General features: G+C 38.8%; 19 protein-coding genes. 7 read left to right on the forward strand and 12 right to left on the reverse strand.

All coding sequences use genetic code 11. The features are described 5' to 3' along the window. Positions 1-121 precede the first annotated feature (121 nt). Together J7I93_RS01160 and J7I93_RS01165 are read right to left on the reverse strand one after the other, a co-directional pair. Entirely contained in the window at positions 122-550 is a 429-nt protein-coding gene (locus tag J7I93_RS01160) for an organic hydroperoxide resistance protein (RefSeq protein WP_285289053.1), read from the reverse strand. Between the two features lie 214 nt (positions 551-764). Then, positions 765-1208 carry a carboxymuconolactone decarboxylase family protein gene (locus J7I93_RS01165; protein WP_214722602.1) on the reverse strand — a complete coding sequence of 148 codons (444 nt, stop codon included), beginning with the start codon at positions 1206-1208 and terminating at the stop codon, positions 765-767. Positions 1209-1430: 222 nt separating this feature from the next. On the opposite strand from J7I93_RS01165, the gene J7I93_RS01170 reads away from it, so the two are divergent. Together J7I93_RS01170 and J7I93_RS01175 are read left to right on the forward strand one after the other, a co-directional pair. After that, positions 1431-1925, forward strand: coding sequence for an Rrf2 family transcriptional regulator (locus J7I93_RS01170; protein WP_214722603.1), 495 nt, complete (start codon positions 1431-1433; stop codon positions 1923-1925). Between the two features lie 555 nt (positions 1926-2480). Continuing rightward, on the forward strand, positions 2481-3926 hold the full coding sequence (locus J7I93_RS01175) for a DEAD/DEAH box helicase (RefSeq protein WP_214722604.1): 1446 nt from the start codon (positions 2481-2483) through the stop codon (positions 3924-3926). 437 nt (positions 3927-4363) lie between these two features. Here J7I93_RS01175 and J7I93_RS01180 read toward each other — a convergent pair whose 3' ends face one another. Further along, positions 4364-6184: a LysM peptidoglycan-binding domain-containing protein gene (locus J7I93_RS01180; RefSeq protein ID WP_214722605.1), complete on the reverse strand. Its 1821-nt coding sequence runs from the start codon at positions 6182-6184 to the stop codon at positions 4364-4366. 557 nt (positions 6185-6741) lie between these two features. Here J7I93_RS01180 and J7I93_RS01185 point away from each other — a divergent pair. From J7I93_RS01185 to J7I93_RS01195, 3 genes are read left to right on the forward strand one after another with little or no spacing between them, the layout of a single operon-like run. Next, a complete protein-coding gene (locus J7I93_RS01185; protein ID WP_214722606.1) occupies positions 6742-8205 on the forward strand; it encodes a spore germination protein in 1464 nt (487 codons plus the stop codon). A 4-nt stretch (positions 8206-8209) separates the two neighbouring features. Continuing rightward, entirely contained in the window at positions 8210-9322 is a 1113-nt protein-coding gene (locus J7I93_RS01190) for a GerAB/ArcD/ProY family transporter (RefSeq protein ID WP_214722607.1), read from the forward strand. A gap of 3 nt (positions 9323-9325) precedes the next feature. Further along, complete coding sequence (locus tag J7I93_RS01195; RefSeq protein WP_214722608.1) at positions 9326-10411, forward strand: Ger(x)C family spore germination protein; 1086 nt, start codon at positions 9326-9328, stop codon at positions 10409-10411. 215 nt (positions 10412-10626) lie between these two features. Here J7I93_RS01195 and J7I93_RS25040 read toward each other — a convergent pair whose 3' ends face one another. Next, on the reverse strand, positions 10627-10854 hold the full coding sequence (locus J7I93_RS25040; protein WP_214987732.1) for a hypothetical protein: 228 nt from the start codon (positions 10852-10854) through the stop codon (positions 10627-10629). Between the two features lie 835 nt (positions 10855-11689). Between J7I93_RS25040 and J7I93_RS01210 the strand changes: the two genes are divergently transcribed. Further along, positions 11690-12730: a hypothetical protein gene (locus J7I93_RS01210; RefSeq protein WP_214722610.1), complete on the forward strand. Its 1041-nt coding sequence runs from the start codon at positions 11690-11692 to the stop codon at positions 12728-12730. A gap of 65 nt (positions 12731-12795) precedes the next feature. After that, a complete protein-coding gene (locus J7I93_RS25320; protein WP_285289054.1) occupies positions 12796-13329 on the forward strand; it encodes a UGSC family (seleno)protein in 534 nt (177 codons plus the stop codon). 184 nt (positions 13330-13513) lie between these two features. Here J7I93_RS25320 and J7I93_RS01225 read toward each other — a convergent pair whose 3' ends face one another. The 8 genes from J7I93_RS01225 to J7I93_RS01260 form a co-directional block, all read right to left on the reverse strand. Then, positions 13514-14926: an amidase gene (locus J7I93_RS01225; protein ID WP_214722613.1), complete on the reverse strand. Its 1413-nt coding sequence runs from the start codon at positions 14924-14926 to the stop codon at positions 13514-13516. Position 14927: 1 nt separating this feature from the next. Further along, entirely contained in the window at positions 14928-15110 is a 183-nt protein-coding gene (locus J7I93_RS01230) for a hypothetical protein (protein ID WP_214722614.1), read from the reverse strand. 413 nt (positions 15111-15523) lie between these two features. Then, positions 15524-16219: a DUF2848 family protein gene (locus tag J7I93_RS01235; RefSeq protein ID WP_214722615.1), complete on the reverse strand. Its 696-nt coding sequence runs from the start codon at positions 16217-16219 to the stop codon at positions 15524-15526. A 2-nt stretch (positions 16220-16221) separates the two neighbouring features. Next, positions 16222-17439, reverse strand: a complete 1218-nt coding sequence (locus J7I93_RS01240) for a benzoate/H(+) symporter BenE family transporter (RefSeq protein ID WP_214722616.1) — start codon at positions 17437-17439, stop codon at positions 16222-16224. Between the two features lies 1 nt (position 17440). After that, a complete protein-coding gene (locus tag J7I93_RS01245) occupies positions 17441-18721 on the reverse strand; it encodes a TRAP transporter large permease (RefSeq protein ID WP_214722617.1) in 1281 nt (426 codons plus the stop codon). 34 nt (positions 18722-18755) lie between these two features. Further along, the gene (locus J7I93_RS01250; protein WP_214722618.1) at positions 18756-19235 is read right to left on the reverse strand and encodes a TRAP transporter small permease; all 480 of its coding nucleotides are present in this window, start codon (positions 19233-19235) and stop codon (positions 18756-18758) included. An 85-nt stretch (positions 19236-19320) separates the two neighbouring features. Next, entirely contained in the window at positions 19321-20355 is a 1035-nt protein-coding gene (locus J7I93_RS01255; RefSeq protein ID WP_214722619.1) for a DctP family TRAP transporter solute-binding subunit, read from the reverse strand. A 33-nt stretch (positions 20356-20388) separates the two neighbouring features. Beyond that, on the reverse strand, positions 20389-21012 hold the full coding sequence (locus tag J7I93_RS01260; RefSeq protein ID WP_214722620.1) for a GntR family transcriptional regulator: 624 nt from the start codon (positions 21010-21012) through the stop codon (positions 20389-20391). Between the last annotated feature and the right edge of the window lie 132 nt (positions 21013-21144).

Consider the following 21144-nt stretch of genomic DNA (forward strand, 5'->3'; position numbering starts at 1 on the left):
TACGGGTTTTTTAAAGGGCAATCTTGCTTTTGAAAAGAAAAAAGTGCTGATAAATGTTGTTCTGCAAAAAAGAGTGCCTATCTTGTTAAAGATAGGCACGGTATGAAAATCGAGAAGCTGATTAACCAACAACGTTTGATATTACTTCGATATTACCTTGAGTTGCTCTGGCATAAGGGCAAACCTTATGAGCTTCCTCAACGACTTCTTCTGCCACGCTAGTTTCTACGCCCTTTACAGTGATATCCATTGTAATTGCCAGAACATAGCCATCGTTCGCATCCTTGCCAAGCGTAACATGTGAAGCAATATTTATACCGTCTGTTTTAATGTTCTTTTTCCTAAGGACAGTGCCCATCGCTCCCTGGAAACATGCGGCAAACCCTGCAGCGAACAGCTGTTCCGGATTGGTTCCAGCTCCGTCCCCTCCTAATTCCTTTGGATATTTCAAGTCTACATTAAGATTGTTATCGCTGGATACCGCTTTGCCATCTCTTCCGCCTTGAACATTTACTGTAGCCGTGTACAATTTCTTTTCTATTTTCATCATTTTAAAACTCCCCTTTTTTTAATGGATTATTATTTTTACACCTTGTGAACTAATTAACCAACAACGTCTCTTCCGCCGTGAAGGTTTACTATACCTGTTTCTAATTCCTTTTTACTTACTAGAAGGTAAGTTTATCTTAAAAAAAAGATCTTAGGAGACTAAGCCAATCAAGGTTAAATTGGACAAATTAAAATGGCATGAACTGTTGGATAAATTATTTTTCAGTTGCTACATTCCCCATTGCAATTGAAATTCTATTCCAGCTGTTGATTTGATTGATGATTAGAACAAGGTCAATATATTGTTTCTCATCAGAATGTTCACGTACTCGCTGATAAAGCTCATCTGGCACACGTTTTGTCGGGATTAAAGTTATGTGCTCTGTTAACTCAAGAGCTGCTTTTTCTGCTTCAGTGTAAAATGTGCACTCTCTCCATGCACTAATACAATATAAACGCTGTTCCGTTTCTCCCATTTTTCTAGCATCAGCTGTATGCATGTTAATGCAATATGCACAGCCATTTATTTGAGAAGCCCGAATTTTTATAAGTTCACGAAGTTTACGGTCTAAACCTGTAGTTTTCGTATACTTCTCCATTTCCATCATTATTTTCATTGCTTCTGGTGCTAGCTTGTAATAATCAATTCGTTGTTCCAATATCAATTCCTCCTTATAAGCTGATTCAAAAAATAATTGAACCGCATTTTGAAATTTCAATTGTGGATAGCGTCAATCACCGATTGATATTATCTATAATAAGTTGTACACTTTATTATGTCAAACCTCTTTTCATTTTAATTGATTCCAAATGATCATGATTGACAAAGAAATAAAAAATTTTTAAGATAAATTAATCTCATTTATGAAGAGGTGATATTAATGCAGTATAGTATTGGAGTTGAATATGCACTTCACTGCCTCGTATATTTAATTGATAATCCAGAGGATTCACCCATTGGCATTAAGGAACTTTCCCATTTTCAAGGGATTTCAGAAACATACCTATCAAAGATTTTCAGTAAATTATCTAAGGATGGCATAGTAAGTTCAGTGCCTGGAGTTAAGGGTGGCTATAAACTTGCTAAATCTCCAGATGAAATTTCCTTTTGGAATGTAATTGAAGCAGTTGAAGGTCCTAAGCCTATTTTTCAATGTAAAAACATTAAAGATAATGGTTATTTGTATAGAGATAATATCTGCTCTTCAGGTACCTCTTCTTGCACAATCAATTTAGTTATGCTCTCTGCGGAAGAAACGATGCGTGATTTCTTGCGCGGCAAAACGCTTTCATGGTTAAAGGATGAGCTTGAGCGTGTCTTACCTAAACAAATACGTGAAGAAACTCGGAAATATTTTTCGAAGAGCAGCCTATAAAACAAATCTCTCATGAAATTCCTTAATTAAGAGGAATTTGGAGAGGTTTGTTCTTTTTTCACGAAAAACGTTTCTTCCGATTGTCTATTGATAAATACAATTAACCCCCTACTCCCTCAGTTTAATACGATTTTCTCACGCTAATAAATTTTACCCTTATTAGTTGTCCATCCTTTATATCGTACATCCCAAAGTATTACATTGTTCAAAACTTTTTCAATGAACGCTACCAGAGATGGTGCTGTTACTAATTATCAATACTTATAATACGGTTCGCCGTAATATATCTAAATGAGGTTTTTTGGCTTACCTAATAGAACTGAGTTATTTTTTAATATTATTGTAAAAAGAAGCATTGTATTGTTCATTATCTTTTTTACTCAAGTTATCTAAGATCAATAACGCATCCTTATCTGTTACTTTTTAAAATTTAAAATAAAAGCCGTTTTGTCCCGCACTTTTCAAGTATAATGAACCATATTCAGATAATGCATATAATAATTCTTGGAGAGAATTCTATACATATGACGAAAAAACAAAAAACGAGGTTTAAAAATGAGTAATAGAAGTTTTGAGGACTATCATGTAAGCGAAGAAATAAAAAGAGCACTAGCTGTGTTAAAATACGAAACTCCAACAGAAGTTCAAAGAGAAGTCATACCATTAGCAATGAAAAATCAAGATCTTGTCGTAAAAGCCCAAACAGGAAGTGGAAAGACTGCCTCCTTTGGTATTCCTGTTTCCGATATGATTGAATGGGAAGAAAAAAAACCACAGGCCTTAATTCTTACGCCAACTAGGGAGCTTGCGGTTCAAGTCCGCGAAGACATTACGAATATCGGAAGGTTTAAACGCATTAAAGCAGTGGCCGTCTATGGAAAAGAACCTTTTTCGAAACAAAAGGATGAATTGAAACAAAAAACTCATGTAGTCGTTGGTACCCCTGGACGAGTCATGGACCATATTGAACGAGAAACCTTAGTTTTGGATCAAATAAAGTATCTTATCATAGATGAAGCTGATGAGATGCTTAATAAAGGTTTCATCGATGAAGTGGAAGCGATCATCAAAGAACTGCCTTCAAACCGAGTAACAATGGTTTTTTCTGCAACTCTGCCTAAAGATGTTGAAAATCTTTGCCATAAATATATGAAAGATCCTATTCAGATTGAGATTGAATCGACCAGGGTGACAGCCGATACCATTGAACATTCTTTAATTGAAGTGAGAGAAGAAGAAAAGATCTCACTCCTTAAAGACGTCACGATTGTAGAAAATCCAGACAGCTGCCTTATTTTCTGCCGAACCAAAGAACACGTTGATACTGTGTATAGTGAACTAGATAGATCAGGATATCCTTGTGAGAGACTCCATGGGGGTTTAGAACAAGAAGACCGGTTCTCTGTTATGGAAGGTTTCAAACTGGGGAACTTCCGCTATCTCGTGGCCACTGATGTAGCTGCCAGAGGTATTGATATTGATAATGTGACACTTGTCATCAACTATGACGTTCCTATGGAAAAAGAGAGCTATGTACACCGAACCGGAAGAACAGGCCGTGCTGGAAATAAAGGAAAGGCCATTACGTTTTCGACACCTTTTGAAGGAAAATTCATTAAAGCCATTGAAAGATACATCGGCTTTGAGCTACCTGCTATAGAAGCTCCCAGCCATCTGGAAGTGGCTGGTGGAAAAGCTGCTTTCGAAGAAAAACTTAGCGGCAGGCGAATTGTAAGAAATAATAAAACAGCCCGAATCAACCAAGATATTATGAAACTCCATTTCAGCGGTGGTAAAAAGAAGAAAATTCGTGCTGTAGACTTTGTTGGAACGATTGCAAAAATTCCTGGAGTCACAGCAGAGGATATCGGCATTATAACCCTCCATGATCAAATGTCCTATGTTGATATTCTGAATGGCAAGGGCTCACTAGTTTTACAAGCCATGGCGAATGCGACTATCAAAGGAAAGAAGTTAAAAGTGAGTAAAGCCATTAAATAAAAAAGCACAAGCGCCCGTTTAGCCCCGACAGGCAAATGTTCCAAAGAAAAAAAGGGTGGTCTTTCCCTTTAATTCTCTTTGGGTTATTTGATCCCGAGGGTCCGTTCCAATTGGTACGGACCCTCGGGCGCTTGCGCTTGAGCCGGATTCAGAACCGCCTCCAATTTCCGAACCACAATTTTTTATACTTTTTAAAACCTTAAATCCCCTTCACTTTAAAAATTGAGGGGGATACTTGCTTCCATTAGAATTTAATGTCAACAGAAACCAAAGATTCTAATGACATTACACTATTTATGACAAGCCCTTCACTGGCACCCGGAAAAAATTAAATTATCCAATTATTGCTCAACTTCTTCCTCTTCTTGATCTTCCGCAACGTTCCATTCCTTAAAACAACAAAAGCCCAAAATGGAAAGCCAAATATAATTGGGTGTTTATAAAAAAGTTAAACTCGAAGCGATCTCCTTCAAATGCCCCTGATCTGCCCATAAGATAAAGTAATTGTAAGTTTCACCTTGGATCGTAACAGGAGTTGGATACCTTACAATTAAAGCGGATTGATTCATCATTTCTGCTGGCTGGTCCGCAGAGGGGAAAATATAGCAAGCTTCCTGGTGTTGAACTCGAGCCTTCAAGATGCTTGGCGTGGATCCATAGGGCATTAATGGATGGAAAGCTTCACCTCGGCACACCTCATCCAGGTTTTCACCAGCTGAAATCGCTGATATTTGAAAAAAGCCGTCAGCACCTTCGTATCTTTCCTCGTTCACTTTTCGCCAGTGTGATGGATATTGGAACCGAACCTGGTAGGCAGTGTTCGTATACGTGTTCATTTGGGTACCACCCAATATGGGAGTCGGTGACCATTGGAATGACTGAATGTTAACTCCTTTAATTAGTCGAATGGGTACGGGATGCTGGAGGTCGATAACCCACATTTCGCTGGCAAATTCCTGTTCCGTACACCCGCTAAGATAGACTATTTTCCTTCCGTCTGTTGACCACGTGACAGGCGATGCAAAACAATTGGATATAGCCCAAATTCGATCCTCTTCTCCTCGCCTCCCCACAGTTCGAACCTGTGAAAAATATCCTCTATCTTCAAAGGCGGTAGCGCTATAGGCAATTCTCAAAGAATCAGGAGACCATATCGGATAATAATTTTTTGCAAGGGGCCCGCCTTTTACTTCAAACACATTGCCTATTGAAAGCTCGACGGTGTGAATGATGGAGATACTGACGCCTGGTGTTGTGTAAAGGACAAAGCTTCCATTGGGTGATAGCTGTGCATTATTAAGCCGCCCTCCTGTGTTTCGTGTAATTTGCTGTTTCCCGGATCCGTCTGTTTGAATTCGGAAAAGCTGGCTAATCCCTGATGCATCCGGTGCCTGAAATAGCAGTTCCCTGCCACTCGGAAACCATTGAACATCTGTTGAGTCAGGCTGTTGGATGCTTTGTGCTTGATGAGACAGAACGTTGTACATAATAATACGCCCTTGCTTCGTATAAGCAATTTGGCTGCTGCCAGGCGACCAATCCAATTTGAATTCTGCCTCAGCATCCACCTGGTCGATTTGAGCAATGGAACCTGTTGCAACATCCACAACATTTATAATTCTGTTCTTTCCGACAAACGCAATTCTCCTGCTATTCGGCGACCATTCAGGACTTGAGAAGGATTCACCCAATCCACTGGTGAGCTGCACGTTCCCTCCTGTTCGGGGATTATATAACCAAATGTCATATTGCCCTCCCCGATCAGAGGTATAGGCAATCAGGCCTTGGCCGCCAGGAGGGGCGTATGGAATCCTTAGCTTCATTCCGGGAACTATTTGCGAGGATGGAAGCTGGTTAACATTCCGAATAAGCTCAAAATTTGGCTCCCCGTTCGTAATGACATTAAAACGTACTGCAAGCTGATAAAGTGTATCCCCTGGCTGGACGACATAATAAGGAACACCTGGCGGAACCTTTAATAATTGACCGGGCTGTATGACATAGGGTGGTTGAAGCTGATTCGCCTCTATGATCACTGAAGGCGGAACTTTGTATAATTGTGAAATTCGATACACTGAATCTCCTTGCCTTACACGCACAACGTCAACCCCAGGTGGAACGGACAGCTGCTGCCCTATATAAATCGTATAAGGAGGCTTCAAATTATTTGCCGCAATAAGGGAATCTGCCGGAATCCCCCACCTGCTTGAAATTCCGTAGACCGTATCACCTGAACGCACTGTATAAAAAGTCTGCATGTTCTTCACTTCCCATAAGATAAAATTCCCACGAGCAAAATGGAGGTAATAATTAGGTACACTCTCTCTGCCCATATACTATTCAATAGGAAGTGCGAGGTTCAATGAAAACGGGGAAGAATGAGATAACAAAAAAATTCATTCTTCAAAAGATAGCTCTATTGCAAATCTGTATAGCATCATTTTGATTTAGGAAAAGCCTATTCCGTTACTTCTTAAAATTTCCAAGGGGAGTTTCTGACATCGCCTGTTTTTAACTTTTCTCTTTTTTCGAAGTCCATATAATGGATGATCTCAGAAAGGATCTTACATCCCTCTGCTTTCTCAAACACTGCTCTTGTTTCATCCTAAAAAGTGTGTTGGGCCTGTCCCCCAAGTACGGTAACAATTTAACGAACCGGGGGACAGGCCCCCATGTTTTGTTGCATCTCATAAACTGATTTCTTCACCTACTCTGGCATATTTTTGCTATTAGTCAGCATACTAGGTATAGCTCAACCTATTCATTTACTTTTTCTAGAGCCTTAAACTTTAATTTACTTCAGTGGGGGATTTTCATGTTTTGGAAAAAGGAAAAAAAGCAGACACTTCAAAAAGGACAGCAAAACCTCTCACTGGGACTTTTAAAGGAGATTTTAGCCCATCTGGAAGACGCTGAAATCGTTGAGAGGCAAAAACCAAAAGGTCAATGTTTCACCTTCATTTACATAAGAACTTTGATAAATCAGGAAAGAATGAATGAAGCTTTATTCGAACCAGTGCTCCATTGTACAAATGAGTCAATCCAAGATTGTATTTCAACTTCTAAGGCAGAAGAAATTTTCACTTTGGGGGAAGCAGAAAAACAATTACTGGCTGGGTCCGTTATTATTTTTGATTCGCTTAAGAAACAATGGTGGAGTGTCCTTCTCACGAATAATCTGGGACGTTCAATTGAAACTTCAGACACGGAAACAATATTATACGGGGCGAAAGACAGCTTTAGTGAGCAGCTGGATACGAATATCACCCTTATTCGCAGAAGGCTTCCGGTTACTGAATTAAAGTCGGAAAAGTTACAGGTAGGTACGTTAAGTGAAACGACGGTTGTCCTCATGTATATGGAGGGCGTAACAAATCCCGAGTTTGTATCGATTGCCAAGGAAAAAATTAATAAAATCGATTTCGATCTTTTTTTTGATTCTTCTCAGATTGCTGCTTTTATGGAGGATCATCAGAACAGTATATTTCCACAGTTCCAGCAGACCGACCGGCCGGATGTTTGTGCTTATTCTTTAGGAATTGGCAAGCTGATTATTCTTGTGGATAATACTCCTTTCGTTTTGATTGGCCCAGTAACATTCTTTCATCTGTTCCAATCACCGGAGGACTATATTAACCGCTGGCCTGTCGCCAGTTTCTTACGCTTAATCCGTTATATCAGCTTTATTTTATCGATAACACTTATCCCGCTCTATGTAGCACTGACTACCCATCACTATCAAATGCTGCCCCTGCAAATTCTATTTGTTTTAGTAGAATCCAGAAGTAAATTGCCGTTTACACCATTTTGGGAAGCATTGCTCATGCTGATTATTCTCGAAATTATCAAAGAAGCCAGCTTGCGGATGCCGACTAAATCCAGTCAGACACTTGGCGTAATCGGAGGAATTGTCATTGGACAGGCGGCCGTAGAGGCTGGCTTTGCCAGCAAAGTACTGATTGTGCTGGTAGGTGTATCAGCAATTGCCTCCTTCCTAGTCCCTAATTATCTCGTGACAAAAGCGAACACGATGATTCAATTTGTATTTTTGCTCCTCTCTTCCTTTCTCGGAGTATTTGGAATAGCCCTGGGGATGATCATCATTTTGGCACATCTGAACAGTCTTACATCACTTAGGCAGCCCTATTTTGCCCCTGTGGCTCCTTTATACTGGAAAGATTGGATTGACCTATTTATTCGTGGCCCTTTAACAAAAATGAAAACCAGGCCCGACCATTTGCACCCTTTCCAGAAATGGCGTTACAGCAAAAGGAGATGATCTTATGACTTCTATTTCTATAGAAAATAACACGTCTTCATTTAGTGGCATTTATGTGTTTTTTATCGCGAATCGGCTTCAGCTGCTTTATTTTTTATATGTAATGCCAACTGTTTTAACCCACCCATATATGATATGGGGTATTATTTTGGTGGGCATATTCTCTCAATTAAATTTAATCCTGTTATCAAAATGGTTATCATCAGAGCATGCTTCAAAAGGATATCCAGGTTTTGTACATCTATTCGGACAATGGATGATTCGTGTTTTTGCAGCAGTCGGCATGGTTGTGATTGGAATTAAAGTAACGGTTGTCACATTAGGATACGTTGAAATTATTCATCAATTTGTTTTTCCCTCTATGAGTCCAAATTGGCTGATTGTATTTGTCATGGCAGTTTGCTGCTATACAGCATCACTGGGAATGAGTAATGCCATTCGTTTTTCCGTAATCGCCTTTCTCTGTTCCATATGGATGATCTTGCTTTTTTATACTTTTTTCATGCCGCCCATTGCTTCACTTCCCGACCTATATCCTTTAATTCCTGAAGATTGGTCAAATATTTCCTGGAAGGGCTTGCTGCTCATATGGTCATCTTTGTCCGGTCCGGAATATATCGTTTGTATCGCTCATTTACTGAACCCAAGAGGCAGCTTTCTTAAATATTTTACATTTGCCAATACATTATCAGTGTTAGAATACCTGGTTTTATTTATAGCTTCTCTATTCTTTTTTGGATCCAAGTTCTTAAGCTTAAGCAAATTTCCTATTGTTACGATGGCTAGATACCTTCAATCGCCAATATTTGAAAGAGTTGATATCATTTTGATATGTTTGAATATCTTCAATTTAGTGTTTGGGGTTTCAATCTTTTTGCTATGTTTTTATGGGGCTCTGCGCATTTTAGGGAAAAAGCTGCAAACCAGTCATTCCAAATGGGGAATTCAAATCATCTGCATCATCGCCTCAGTATGGCTAATTGCCGCAAACAAATGGATCTGGAGAGAAGAACATCAAAGCTTATTCCTTAATCTTGAAATATGGTGCAGTTCCCTTACGTACCTTCTGGTCCCCTTATTCCTTCTTATTTTCAGCAGAAAAAAGAGGGGCTTATAGAATATGGCATATTTAAAAAAGTCTTTATGGATGACTATAGTATACTGTGTGATCTTGATCACTGGATGTTCTCCTTATCTGGAAAATAACGAAATTGAAGAAATTGCTCCAGTGATTTTTTGGTCACTGAATGCCACCGAAGAGGGAAAGCTTGAGGCAACCACAGTCGTACCTCCTTTAGTTCAGGAAAAAAAACGCATCCTGACCATGCAGGTAGACCTGCTGAAACAAAGCGGAAAAGGCTTTAACCTAAGGTATTACAGAGAGTTGAAGGTTGGGCAGCTTCGGGTTCTGTTAATTAATGAAGAACTTGCAAAAAAAGGATTGAGGCCAATTATTAATACCATATTTACGGATCCTGACATTTCTCAGCGACTCTATCTCGTTATCGTTCAGGGAGATGTTAAAGATTATATTAAGGAAGAAATAGAAAGCCAGGAAAACCTGGATTACTTCCTTTATCGCATGTTAAAACATTACGAGAGAAAGCGGCAAGGCCAGCTGTCGATTGTAAATCTGCATCAATTCATGCAAAAGCTGTATTCCCCCTTTTCTGATCCAATCCTGCCAGTGTTCAAGGCAGAGAATGGAAATCTCAATTATGAAGGTACAGCTATTTTTCAAAATGACAAGCTAATCTCTGTCGTTACTGATTCAGATGATGAAATCTACCAGCTTATAGGGAATGATTATTATTTAAAATACCTTCCCATACCAAAACTATCTGTCGTATTAGGCCATGTGCGCACAAATGTAGATGTCACCTTCAACCAGGACTTAACAGAAATGAATATAAAAGTAGAGCTGAAAGGCAGAATAGATGAGTATCAGGGTGAAAAGAATCTTAATGATTTGGATGATTTAGCAGAGATCACTAATGAAATTAAATCCTATCTTGAAACCCAAACCAAAGCATTTCTGCAAAAAAACCAGGAGTGGCAAACCGACCCGTTAAACATTGGAGCCAGAACATTAACCCCTTTCTCAAGGCCGATAGAGAAAAAAGAATGGAGGGAAAAATGGAGAAATCTGCAGATCAAGGTTAACTACCAGATGGATTTAGAACCGTTAATTAATATTCAGGAATGAAAAAGACCGCGGCCGGCAAAGTGAATGCTGGCTGCGGTTATTTTCTTTTAATATTTTTCAGCAACAAAATGAACGAATGTTGCTTTCCAAAAATCATTGTTGCGGGACAGCCAGGGTATCAAAGCCAGCTGGCTTGCTGGGAGGTCATAAACGGTTTTAAAGACTCTGATGAAATAGGAAGCTACCCTTTTATTTTAAAAGATACTGACATCCCTTCATCCGCTTATATAATCATCCCCAATAGCATCATCCACCATGAACAGGACAGTATATGGAATGGGCTCATTAAAATAATAACCAGTCTCTCCCCTGTACTGGGTAACATCAATAATCTCAGGCATTTCTAAAGATCTTAAGCGGACTCTAAGCCTTTCAATGGATTTGATAAAGGTGTTCTTCTTTACCTCCCCATTACTTCCAGTCCTTCCAAAATAATCACGCATGGTGGTTCGCGTGCATGGATTCTCCTTGCTGGAGGATAGCAGGAAGTGTCTGATCATGTTTGCCTGGGTTGGGGTGATGATGGCTTCTTCTCCATTAAATAATAGAATATTTTGGCGGTCATTAAAGTACAGAACTAGTTCATTGATTTCGGAGTTTTTATTGAGCTCTTCGCAAGTTTCCTTTGAACATGTTTCCGTTTTATTTTTAGAAATTTGGGTTTCGTATTGTTTGATGAGTGAATGAATCGATTCAGTATTATTTGGAGGAAGGATCGTTTAAATAGTGTGGGGGGCCTGTTCCCCAAGTACGGTAACAATTTAACGAACCGGGGGCCAGGCCCCCATGCTCCGCAGGTGGAACGGACAGCTGTTGACCTATATAAATCGTGTAAGGAGGCTTCAAATGATTTGCAGCAATAAGGGAATCGGCCGGAATTCCCCACCTGCTGGAGATCCCGTACAACGTATCACCTGAACGCACTGTATAAAAATTCTGCATGATCTTCACTTCCCAAAAGATAAAATTCCCACGAGTAAAGTTAGGTACACTCTCTCTGCCCATATACTATTCAGGATGAAGTCTGAGGTTCAACGAAAACGGGCAAGAATTAGATTTAAAAACTCATTCCTCTAACGATAGCTCTATGACAATCCTGTATAGCTCCTGTTAATATCCCGGCAATACGACAAACCTTTCCTTGTTGAGGATATATAAGATTTTGTTCTGATTAAATCAAATACATTTGTTGTTTAAATTGTCTAAATATTTTTATAAATTAACTTAAATACGATATAATAGAATGGCAGAAAAAGTATTTATATAGGAGGTGACACAATGACCCAACTTTCTTCCAAAACACTAGAATTCAACCTAGCACAGGAGGCAGTAGACCACTTTTTCGAAAAGGGCTGGACTGATGGTCTACCGATTATCCCCCCTACCCCTGAGAGAGTCCAAGCAATGCTTGATTATGTGAAAGCTCAGCCATCAGACATTGTAGGAACGATCCCTGAGAGAAACCGGTTCATTACCGCTGAAAAAATGGCCATTAATGCCGTAATGGCGGGCTGCATTCCTGCCTATATGCCTGTTGTCATGGCAGCAATGGAAGCGGTGCTGGATCCGCAGTTTGGAGTCCACGGTCCTACAGCAAGTACAGGGGGCGCTTCGATCCTTTTGATTGTGAACGGTCCGATTATTCATCAAATTGGGCTCAATACCGGGAAAAATCTCATGGGAGGCGCCCATCGCGCCAACGCAACGATTGGGCGGGCGATTGGCCTGATCATGAAGAATGCAGGCGGCTCCTCTCAATTCGACCAAACGACAATCGGGCATCCAGGAAAAATCAGCTTTTGCATGGGGGAAGCGGATGTTCCTGAATGGGATCCCCTTCATGTAGAGAGGGGCTTTAATCGAAGTGATAGCACAGTGACTGCTTTTGCTTCCGAAGGGCCTCACCAGATTAATAACCATGTCGCACATACGCCGGAAGGGATTCTTATGTCTATTGCGGACATGATGACAAATCTGGCAACCTTCCATATGCAAAGAAGCACGCAATGTGCGCTTGTGCTTTGCCCGGAACATGTAGCCACTTTATTGGAAAATGGATGGGATAAAGCCAAAGTAAAGGATTTTCTTTTCGAACATGCCAGAAGAAAAAAATCGGAGTTTTATCCATTTGGTTTGAGACTGGAACCAGTGGCTGATGGAGAAGACGAATGGGTACCAGCCTTCCCTTCCCCGGATGATCTCCTGCTGGTAACCGGAGGCGGTCCTGCCGGAAGATTCTCTTCTTTCATCCCAGGATGGGGAAGTGTCAGTCAATCCATTGCGGTTACGAAGCCGGTTCGTTTGTCAGGCTTTACATGAAGTGATTGCTAATACGGGTCAGTTTGACTCGCAGCGGATAGAAAATTGCGAAAGGAGGAAAAGAATTGATTCTGACAGATAAGGTTATTGTACTTGATCCCACCGAAGGTCCTGTGGAAACAGAAAACCATTTGGCTCCCAGGCTATCCGATGTAAGCGGAAAAAGAGTTGCCTTTATCAACAACGGAAAAAGAAATTCGGATGTATTCCTATTAGCATTGGCTGAAGAGTTTCGGGAAAACCATCATGCGGAGGTCGTCTGGTTCGATAAGAAGAACCCTTCCCTGCCGTTTCCGGACGCTATGCTCGATCAATTGAAGTCATGCCATGCCGTTGTAGCTGGTGTCGGCGACTGAGGGTCATGCAGCTCAAGCAGTGTGCTTGATGGAATCTATTCAGAAAAACTCGGCATCCCTTCTGCAGCGATCTGTACCGATAAGTTTATGGTACAGGGAACAACTGCTGCCCAGGTACAGGGATTCAAGGACTATAGTATCGTAGAAGTGTTTCACCCAATCGCTACGGCCCTTCCCGCTGCATTGAAGACAGAAGCGCAAAGAATCACCGGTGAAGTTCTGGCTGTTCTGACGAAAGAATGAGTACAGACAAAAAGCCTTTCATCGCTTGATGGAAGGTTTTTTATCTCTCTTTATCCATTGCCAAAAAGGCCATTCACATTTCAGAGTTTCATAACATCTAAAAACAAAAGGACAAAACATATTAGTCATATATACTATGTTTTGTCCTTTATTTATTTGAGATTTCTTAAATTAAGCCCACTGGTTATAAAAAATGGTTTATGGATTGTTTTTGTTTCTGAATATATAGTGACTCCACTGCCGATCCCATGCGGTAAAGTAACTTTTCCGAGAACGGCGCTCCAAAAAATTGTATTCCTACTGGAATTTTTCCTACTGGCAATCCTGGGACAGATAAAGCTGGGAATCCAGTTGTATTCATCGGTCCAGTTAGTCTATTATATAATTTTGGATGCTCCTTATTTCCTTGAACATCAATTTCTCTATTATCAATCAGATCAGGTAAAGCTGGAAGAGTTGGTGTCATAAAAATATCAACATCGTTAAATAGTTTTGTAAATGTACTTATTGCAAGATTTTTAATCTTTAATGCTTGTAAATAATCACTGGCAGACACGCCCATGCCAAGTGCTATTCTTGATCGAAGTTCTTCTTCAATCCTTTCAGGCTGCTGCCGGAAATCTTTTTCAAGTACAGAAAATGCTTCAGCTGTTAAGATTACCTGCTGGGCGGTGAGTAATTCTTCCATATGTGGTATTTCAATATACTCTACTGTAACTCCGCAATTCTCTATATCCTGAACAGTTTGCTTAAATGATAAATAAACTTCATCTTGAATAATGTCAAAATAAAAGTTTTTTGGGATTCCAATCGTCAATCCCTTTAATGACTTTCCTATATCTTTTGTGTAATCTTCATCTTTTGTTTTTATGGAATATGGATCCTGTGAATCATGACCCACAATAGCATTTAGCATTAATGCATTATCTTTTACAGTTCTGGTCATTGGACCTAAATGATCCAGAGTCCAGCACAAAGGGAAAGCCCCGCGTTTACTCACGATCCCAAAGGTTGGTTTCATACCAACTATTCCACAACAGGAAGCAGGAATCCGAATAGACCCGCCTGTATCAGAACCAATAGAACCATAAATAAAATTCGCTGCTACAGCAGCACCCGAGCCCGCACTTGATCCGCCTGTAACCCTGGTTGGATCATGCGGATTTTTTACTGGGCCAAAAAAAGAACGATCTCCTGTTGTCCCATAAGCAAACTGATGCATATTTAATTTTCCAAGATTAATTGCCCCGCTATTTCTAAGTTTATTTACTATTTCCGCATCTTCATTTGGGATATAATCTTTATAAATTTCTGAACCAACGGTTGTGGGTACACCTTTCACATTTATCAAGTCTTTAAGACCAATCGGAATGCCATGAAGCGGTCCTTTATATATACCTTTTTGTATACTGCTTTCTGCTACCTGTGCTTCCTCAATCGCTTTATCTTCTGTTAATGTAATGAAAGAGTTGATTTCCACATCCCTATTTTTGACTTCATCAATCGCAGCTTTAACAACATCTACAGGTGATACAGATCTATTTTTAATCTGTTTTGACACTTCCGATAGACTCATTTTTAAGATTTCAGAAGTCATATTAATCCCCTTTCTGGATATGGCTAAAAATAGGCTGATAATTTTCAATGCCTGAGATCGTATAGATTTCTCTAACTCTTTTATTTAAGGCTTCTTGCTGTTGTCTTAAAACATTTAAATCGATTAATTGGTTTAACTTTTTTTCATTATAACCATATTTAGCTAAGTATTGGTTTGTGGTCATTAGTCTTCTCCTTTTATAAAGCTCCCTGTTTGTAGTACTTCTTTGCATGTTCCTCGGATATCAAGCCGTTTTTCAAATCATGCCAAACTGTTCTTTCTCCCAATTCATTGCTCCGTTGTTAATAAAGCTGTTTTGCCACCTTTTCGCTCTTCTATTTTCTTTTTTGTTTTTACATTAGGCTCTTTTTGAATAGATTGTGTTTTTGGACCATTAAGCTTGCCCGTTGCCTTCCTCTCCAGTCACTTGCTTTCCGCGGGGAGGAACGGGAGCCTCCTCGGCGTTTCACGCCTGCGGGGTCTCCCGCTCCCTCTCTTCCCGCAGGAGTCAAGTGCCTCCCGCTCCAATCAACTCAGTAATTAAAACTAGTTAGTAAGCAACAAACTTTGCGAAAACAGCCTTACATTAACGTTACTTTACTCTAATGGGGGCATTAACTCGACCAGATTATAGAAAGAGCTTATTTTTCGGTTTAAAATGGGATCCGCAATCTCATATTCAAACTTTTCACCAAATAATAAATTCCTTTCAATAGTGGCAACCGTTCCTGTTAAGACAACAACTCCCGACTCCAGTACGTTTAATTCTACTAATCTTTTTTTCCAAAACTCCAAAGGCAAGATATCTGCAAATGTTCCAGACTGATAATGCTTGCGTTCACCATTGTCTGTAATCCATGAATTTATTTGTATTTGATCCCAGTGCTCCATTACATCTTCAACCTTCCAAACTTCATTAGCCATGAAATTTGGGTAAGCTTGCTTGGAATGAGGGATGGCATAGGATTCTAAATAACGGTCAGTATGATCACTGCTAACTCCTACATACCAATTATTGTCTTGATAAAGTAGAACAAACTCAACCTCCCCATTTGTTTTACCATGTTGAACCTGAACAAGCTTTTCTGTCGTGATCAGATGATTACTAAGCGGAAAAACGGTTGGCACAACACCAGGTACTGGTAAATTTAATTCTTTTACCTCATCTATATGGGCTTGAATCTGACTGCTATCACGTCCTCCATATCCAAAATTGATTAGAGTAAGAACCTCAAAAGATAGCTCCTCTGTTTTTTCTAATCCCATTATCTTTAACGATAAAATATTTTTCATTTTTATTCCCCTCTCAATTTTTTTGTTTTATTGGATAGTATTTGTAAACAATTAGTGAGTTTTCCTTTTCCTTCTTTTTCAAATACATAATAAATGAATGTACCAGCCACAATGGCCCAAAAGGAAGAGTGGATTTGCAAATAAAAAGTGTTCGTCATGGATAGAGAAAGAGTAAAAATCACTGAAAAGAAAGAGCTGCTTTTTGAAAAACTAATATCCATGGCAATTGCTAAAACAGGTAACATAGCGATCCCAGTAAGCAAAAAGATATACTCGATATGAATAACAGTTACAATAGATATTAAAAATGGGCTTAATAAGGCAAAGAGCACCATTAATATAGAGACAATGATCGAAGCACGATATCTTTGATGTTTTTCACCTGCTTCGTCAGAAGAGCACAAAGTTGTCAATGCTCCAGCAGTATTAGCTCCATGACTGCCGAGAAAGGAAGCAAGAACAATAGCAATCCCAGAAAATGTTACCATTTGATTCGCTGGTGTATGATAGCCTTGAAAGTGGATCGATTCCATTCCTTGAAAGAGTTCGGTAAATAGAATTAAACAAATCATAGGTAACAATAAGGGAAGTATGGCTTCCAGGTTAAACTCTGGTTTAATTATTTTAGGTAAAAAATGTATATGATCAAATTTAGGCCTTGGAAAACCATAAAAAAGGATATAAGCAATAGTACTTGGAATAATCGCACCTAACATAGCCGGAATATTCCTAAAATAAGATTTGGTTATTAAAAACCCACTCACTGTAAATAGAGCCAGTAGAAAATTAAATGAAAAACCTCTATATATTTGAAACATGTACTGGAATATTAGCCCTGCTGTCATGGCCATTACAACTTCATATGGAATAAGTTTTAGAATATATTTAAATATTTTGGTGAAACCAATTAATATAACCAAAAGTCCTGAAAGCAAATATAATGCAGCTGCCTCGTTTATAGATAACCCGTTCAATGCTGTCCCTAAAAATACTGCCGCTGGAACAGATGGAGACCCGCAAATAGGTAATTTAAAATAGATAGAAAAAATAAGCCCCAATACACCTGCCATCAAATATGAGCCAAAAATCCATGAAGAAATTTCAAATGTGTTAAGGTTATTTTGAATGGCGGATTGGGATATTATTAATACGGGTACTGAACAAGCCAGAGTAGACGCAGTTAACCCTGTCGACCACGAACTTCTCCACTCGCTGTACATTTTACGTAAATAGCTCCACTCCAAATAATACGAGCGACGGTATATAAGTTACTAAGCCAAGAACTAGAATTAAGACACAGATAAAGATCCATAAATCCTTTGATAATACCATTTCCTTAATTGAAATCTTACCAATGCTGCAGGCTACAAAAAGACAAACTCCCAGAGGAGGTGTCACCATACCAATACTCAGGTTCATTGTCATTAATACGCCAAAATGAACCGGATCCAGACCAAATGATTGCACGACTGGCATGAAAATTGGTGTGAAAACGACAATTGCACTAGTAGTATCAATAAAAGTGCCTGCAATTAATAGAATTATGTTAATAACCAATAAGAAAATACCTGGTGAATCTGCAAATGAAAGAATGAAATCAGATACTTTTTGAGGAACCTGGTTGATCGTAAGTAATCGTGTAAACAGCCCAGCCGCAGAAACGATAATTAGTATTTGTCCAGTTAAAATCGCCGAACTTTTAAATGTTTCATACAAATCCTTAATTTTTAATTCCCTATAAATAAACATACTGATTATCCAAGCGTAAAATACAGCAATTACCGCTGACTCTGTAGCAGTGAAGCTGCCGCTAATAATACCACCTATAATAATAAGCGGTGTCAATAGGGCTAAGACGGCATCTTTACCAGTTATAAGAACAACTTTTAGTTCTGCTCTCTTATCTCTGCCCTTATAACGCCTTGCTTTGCCTATTATAAAACTTGCAATGATAAGCCCAATCCCCATTAATATTCCTGGTATAATTCCACCAATAAATAACTCCGCGATCGATACATTTGCTGATGTTCCATAAATTAATAAAGGAATACTTGGTGGAATAATAGGGCCAATTGTACCTGCACAAGCTAGCAATGGGGCCACAAACTTAACATCGTAGCCTTCTTTTTTCATGATGGGAATCATTATTCCGCCAACAGCAGCGGTTGCTGCAATAGCAGAACCTGTAATCGCAGCAAATAATATACATGCAAGAACACTAACAATAGCAAGACCGCTAGGAAAATGACCAACTAATGAGTTGGCAAAATCAATTAATCTTCTAGTCATCCCCCCTTTAGCCATTAATTCACCAGCCAGAATGAATAGAGGGATAGCAATTAAGGGAAATGAGTCTATACCTGTAAACATCCCCTGCGCAATCTGGGTAATGGGACTGCCGTCTAATAAGATACTAATTGAAGAAATTCCCCCAAGTGCAAATGCGATTGGGATTCCCAAAAGCAAAAAAATTAATAAAATGAAAATAAACCAACCTGGCAAAGTATACACCTCACTTTTTGAATTTCACCATGTTTTACTCAGTTTTTAAAAAAAGCTGCTTCAGCTCTTTGACTAATAGTAAGATTGTTGAGAGGATCACTAATAAGCTTGAAAAAGGGATAACTGCATAAACATAAAACATGGTTATTCTAAGATAAGGCATGAACTGGCTCCCTGAATTCAGCATGAATTGATAACCTGATATGCATAAAACGATCGCAAAAAATAATATAAATAAAAGGATGGCAATCTCTAAATACTTGGTGACTTTTTTTGGCAGTACACTGAGCAGGATATCAATAGAGATATGTTCTTTTTTACTCATTAAGAGAGGCATGGAAATAAAAATGATATAGAAAAAAGAAATTCTTATCACATCGGTCGACCAAGGCAGCGGTAAATCAAATACAAACCTAGAGAAAACTTGTAAGAAAGTTGAAATTGTTAATACAATTATAGAGATACTAAGCAGGAAGGATAATATCTTTTGTATGGTGTTATCAACCCATTGCATGATTTGCCCCCTTATTAGGATTGTAAGAAGATATCCTGACACCTTTCAAATCGTTCAGTGTCGGATATCTTCACTATTTTCTTACTTACTTGGTGTTAACTACTTTATCTATTAAATCCTTTGGTACAATGTCTGAAATCTCCCCTGGTATTTCTTTCGTTGCTTCTCTAAATTTTTCTAAATCCGGCTTTGAAATGACCATTCCTTTCTCTTTAAGTTCTGAGACAAGCTGTTCTTCCTGTTCAACAATCCAATTTCGAATATATGGTGTTGTTTCATCAACTGCCTTCTGAACTAACTTTTTTTGCTCATCTGTCAAGCTGGCCCATTTTTTCTGACTGATAAGAACAAACGCCGGAGTATAAGTGTGTCCATCAAGTGATAAATATTTTTGTACTTCATAAAATTTTTGCGCAGCAATTGTAGGCAATGGGTTTTCTTGCCCATCAACTACCCCTTGGCTTAATGCAGAATATAATTCATTAAAAGCAATAGGTGTTGGAGTTGCCTTTAATGCGTTAATCAGGGAAAACCAAACTCTTGACTCCTGAACACGCATTTTTAGTCCTTCTAAATCTTCTGGACTTTCTACAGGTCCTACATTATTTGTAAAATGTCTAACCCCTAATTCCCAGTAGCCCAGATTCTCCCATCCCTCTTCATTTGCTCTTTTTGTTAACAATTGACCTACTTCTCCCTCTAAAACTTTATATGCATGCTCCCTGTCACGAATAATGTACGGAACTGTAAAAACTTGAGTCTCTGGAATCCATGCAGGCATAGCTCCATCAACTGTTACTACTGTCATATCTAAACTGCCCATACGAACTGATTCGGCCGTCTCCCTTTCTCCGCCAAGCTGTGAATTAGGAAAAATCTTAACATCAAAAGCTCCTCCACCGGCATCATCCAAAACCTCTTTAAATTTATTAGCAGCTACCGTAAATGGATGATCTTCAGCACCTGGCAGACCAATTGATAATTCTACGGCTTTATCACTGTTAGATGAGCCATCGTCTTCCCCTTTAGGTGTTTGATTAGAAGTATTATTAGACCCACAAGCAGACACAAGTAACATCAGCACCGAAAGCAAAATTAATGAAAAAAACCTTTTTTTCATAAATTAAAATACCCCCTAAATTATTAAACTGCATTAAACTAATAATATTCTTTTATGAGTGTTTTCAATGTGCCTATTAACCTTGTTAATAACTTCTTTTAAATCTTCTTTCCTCAAAGCCTCTAATATTTCATCATGTTCTTTGTTTGATTCAAAGTTAACGTTTTTAGATGATGACAGGATTTTCGTCCCGATTAATAGGATTTGGTCACGAATATTTTCCATATTGGCTAAAATCAAACTATTTCCAGTTAGTTCAATTACTTTTTTATGAAACAGGTGATCTATTTTCATAATTGTCAGAGCATCAAGACTTGTATTCTTCAATGAGGTTTGTATTTCAGTTAACTGGGTATAAGCCTCCTTCACTTTATTTTGCGCAAATAGTTGTTCGTACACATGTTTTTCCAGCACATACCTAAATTCAAATAAATCCTGTATTTCCTTTGCTGTCATTTGTTTTATTACTACACCCTTATTTGGATGGCTTTTCAATAGATTTTCAATCGTTAACTTGTGCAATGCCTGCCTAATTGGTGTTCTGCTCATCTCCAATTCGTCAACTAGCTGATGCTCAGTTAATGTTTGTCCTGGTTCATAAGAACCAGTTAAAATTTTTTCCTTAATTGCTTCATAAGCTCTTTGAGCATTGGACATATTCTATCACCTGTTATTTTATTTCATAGCAATCTTTATTTATTGAGTATTGTTTATATTGCAAATATTCAAGATGAAAGACTGGCTGTCATTTAAATATATGAGTGGTAGACATTAAATATACAAATTGTA

Source organism: Bacillus sp. ISL-47, assembly GCF_018613175.1.
Classification (GTDB): Bacteria; Bacillota; Bacilli; order Bacillales; family Cytobacillaceae; genus Cytobacillus.

Coding starts and splice junctions, on each gene's coding strand:
- J7I93_RS01190 (WP_214722607.1), top strand. CDS start 8,210: ATGACTTCTATTTCTATAGAAAATAACACGTCTTCATTTAGTGGCATT.
- J7I93_RS25040 (WP_214987732.1), bottom strand. CDS start 10,854: ATGCGTGATTATTTTGGAAGGACTGGAAGTAATGGGGAGGTAAAGAAG.
- J7I93_RS01180 (WP_214722605.1), bottom strand. CDS start 6,184: ATGCAGACTTTTTATACAGTGCGTTCAGGTGATACGGTCTACGGAATT.
- J7I93_RS01195 (WP_214722608.1), top strand. CDS start 9,326: ATGGCATATTTAAAAAAGTCTTTATGGATGACTATAGTATACTGTGTG.
- J7I93_RS01240 (WP_214722616.1), bottom strand. CDS start 17,439: ATGTACAGCGAGTGGAGAAGTTCGTGGTCGACAGGGTTAACTGCGTCT.
- J7I93_RS01260 (WP_214722620.1), bottom strand. CDS start 21,012: ATGTCCAATGCTCAAAGAGCTTATGAAGCAATTAAGGAAAAAATTTTA.
- J7I93_RS01235 (WP_214722615.1), bottom strand. CDS start 16,219: ATGAAAAATATTTTATCGTTAAAGATAATGGGATTAGAAAAAACAGAG.
- J7I93_RS01175 (WP_214722604.1), top strand. CDS start 2,481: ATGAGTAATAGAAGTTTTGAGGACTATCATGTAAGCGAAGAAATAAAA.
- J7I93_RS01255 (WP_214722619.1), bottom strand. CDS start 20,355: ATGAAAAAAAGGTTTTTTTCATTAATTTTGCTTTCGGTGCTGATGTTA.
- J7I93_RS01185 (WP_214722606.1), top strand. CDS start 6,742: ATGTTTTGGAAAAAGGAAAAAAAGCAGACACTTCAAAAAGGACAGCAA.
- J7I93_RS01250 (WP_214722618.1), bottom strand. CDS start 19,235: ATGCAATGGGTTGATAACACCATACAAAAGATATTATCCTTCCTGCTT.
- J7I93_RS01230 (WP_214722614.1), bottom strand. CDS start 15,110: ATGACCACAAACCAATACTTAGCTAAATATGGTTATAATGAAAAAAAG.
- J7I93_RS01225 (WP_214722613.1), bottom strand. CDS start 14,926: ATGACTTCTGAAATCTTAAAAATGAGTCTATCGGAAGTGTCAAAACAG.
- J7I93_RS01210 (WP_214722610.1), top strand. CDS start 11,690: ATGACCCAACTTTCTTCCAAAACACTAGAATTCAACCTAGCACAGGAG.
- J7I93_RS01170 (WP_214722603.1), top strand. CDS start 1,431: ATGCAGTATAGTATTGGAGTTGAATATGCACTTCACTGCCTCGTATAT.
- J7I93_RS01160 (WP_285289053.1), bottom strand. CDS start 550: ATGATGAAAATAGAAAAGAAATTGTACACGGCTACAGTAAATGTTCAA.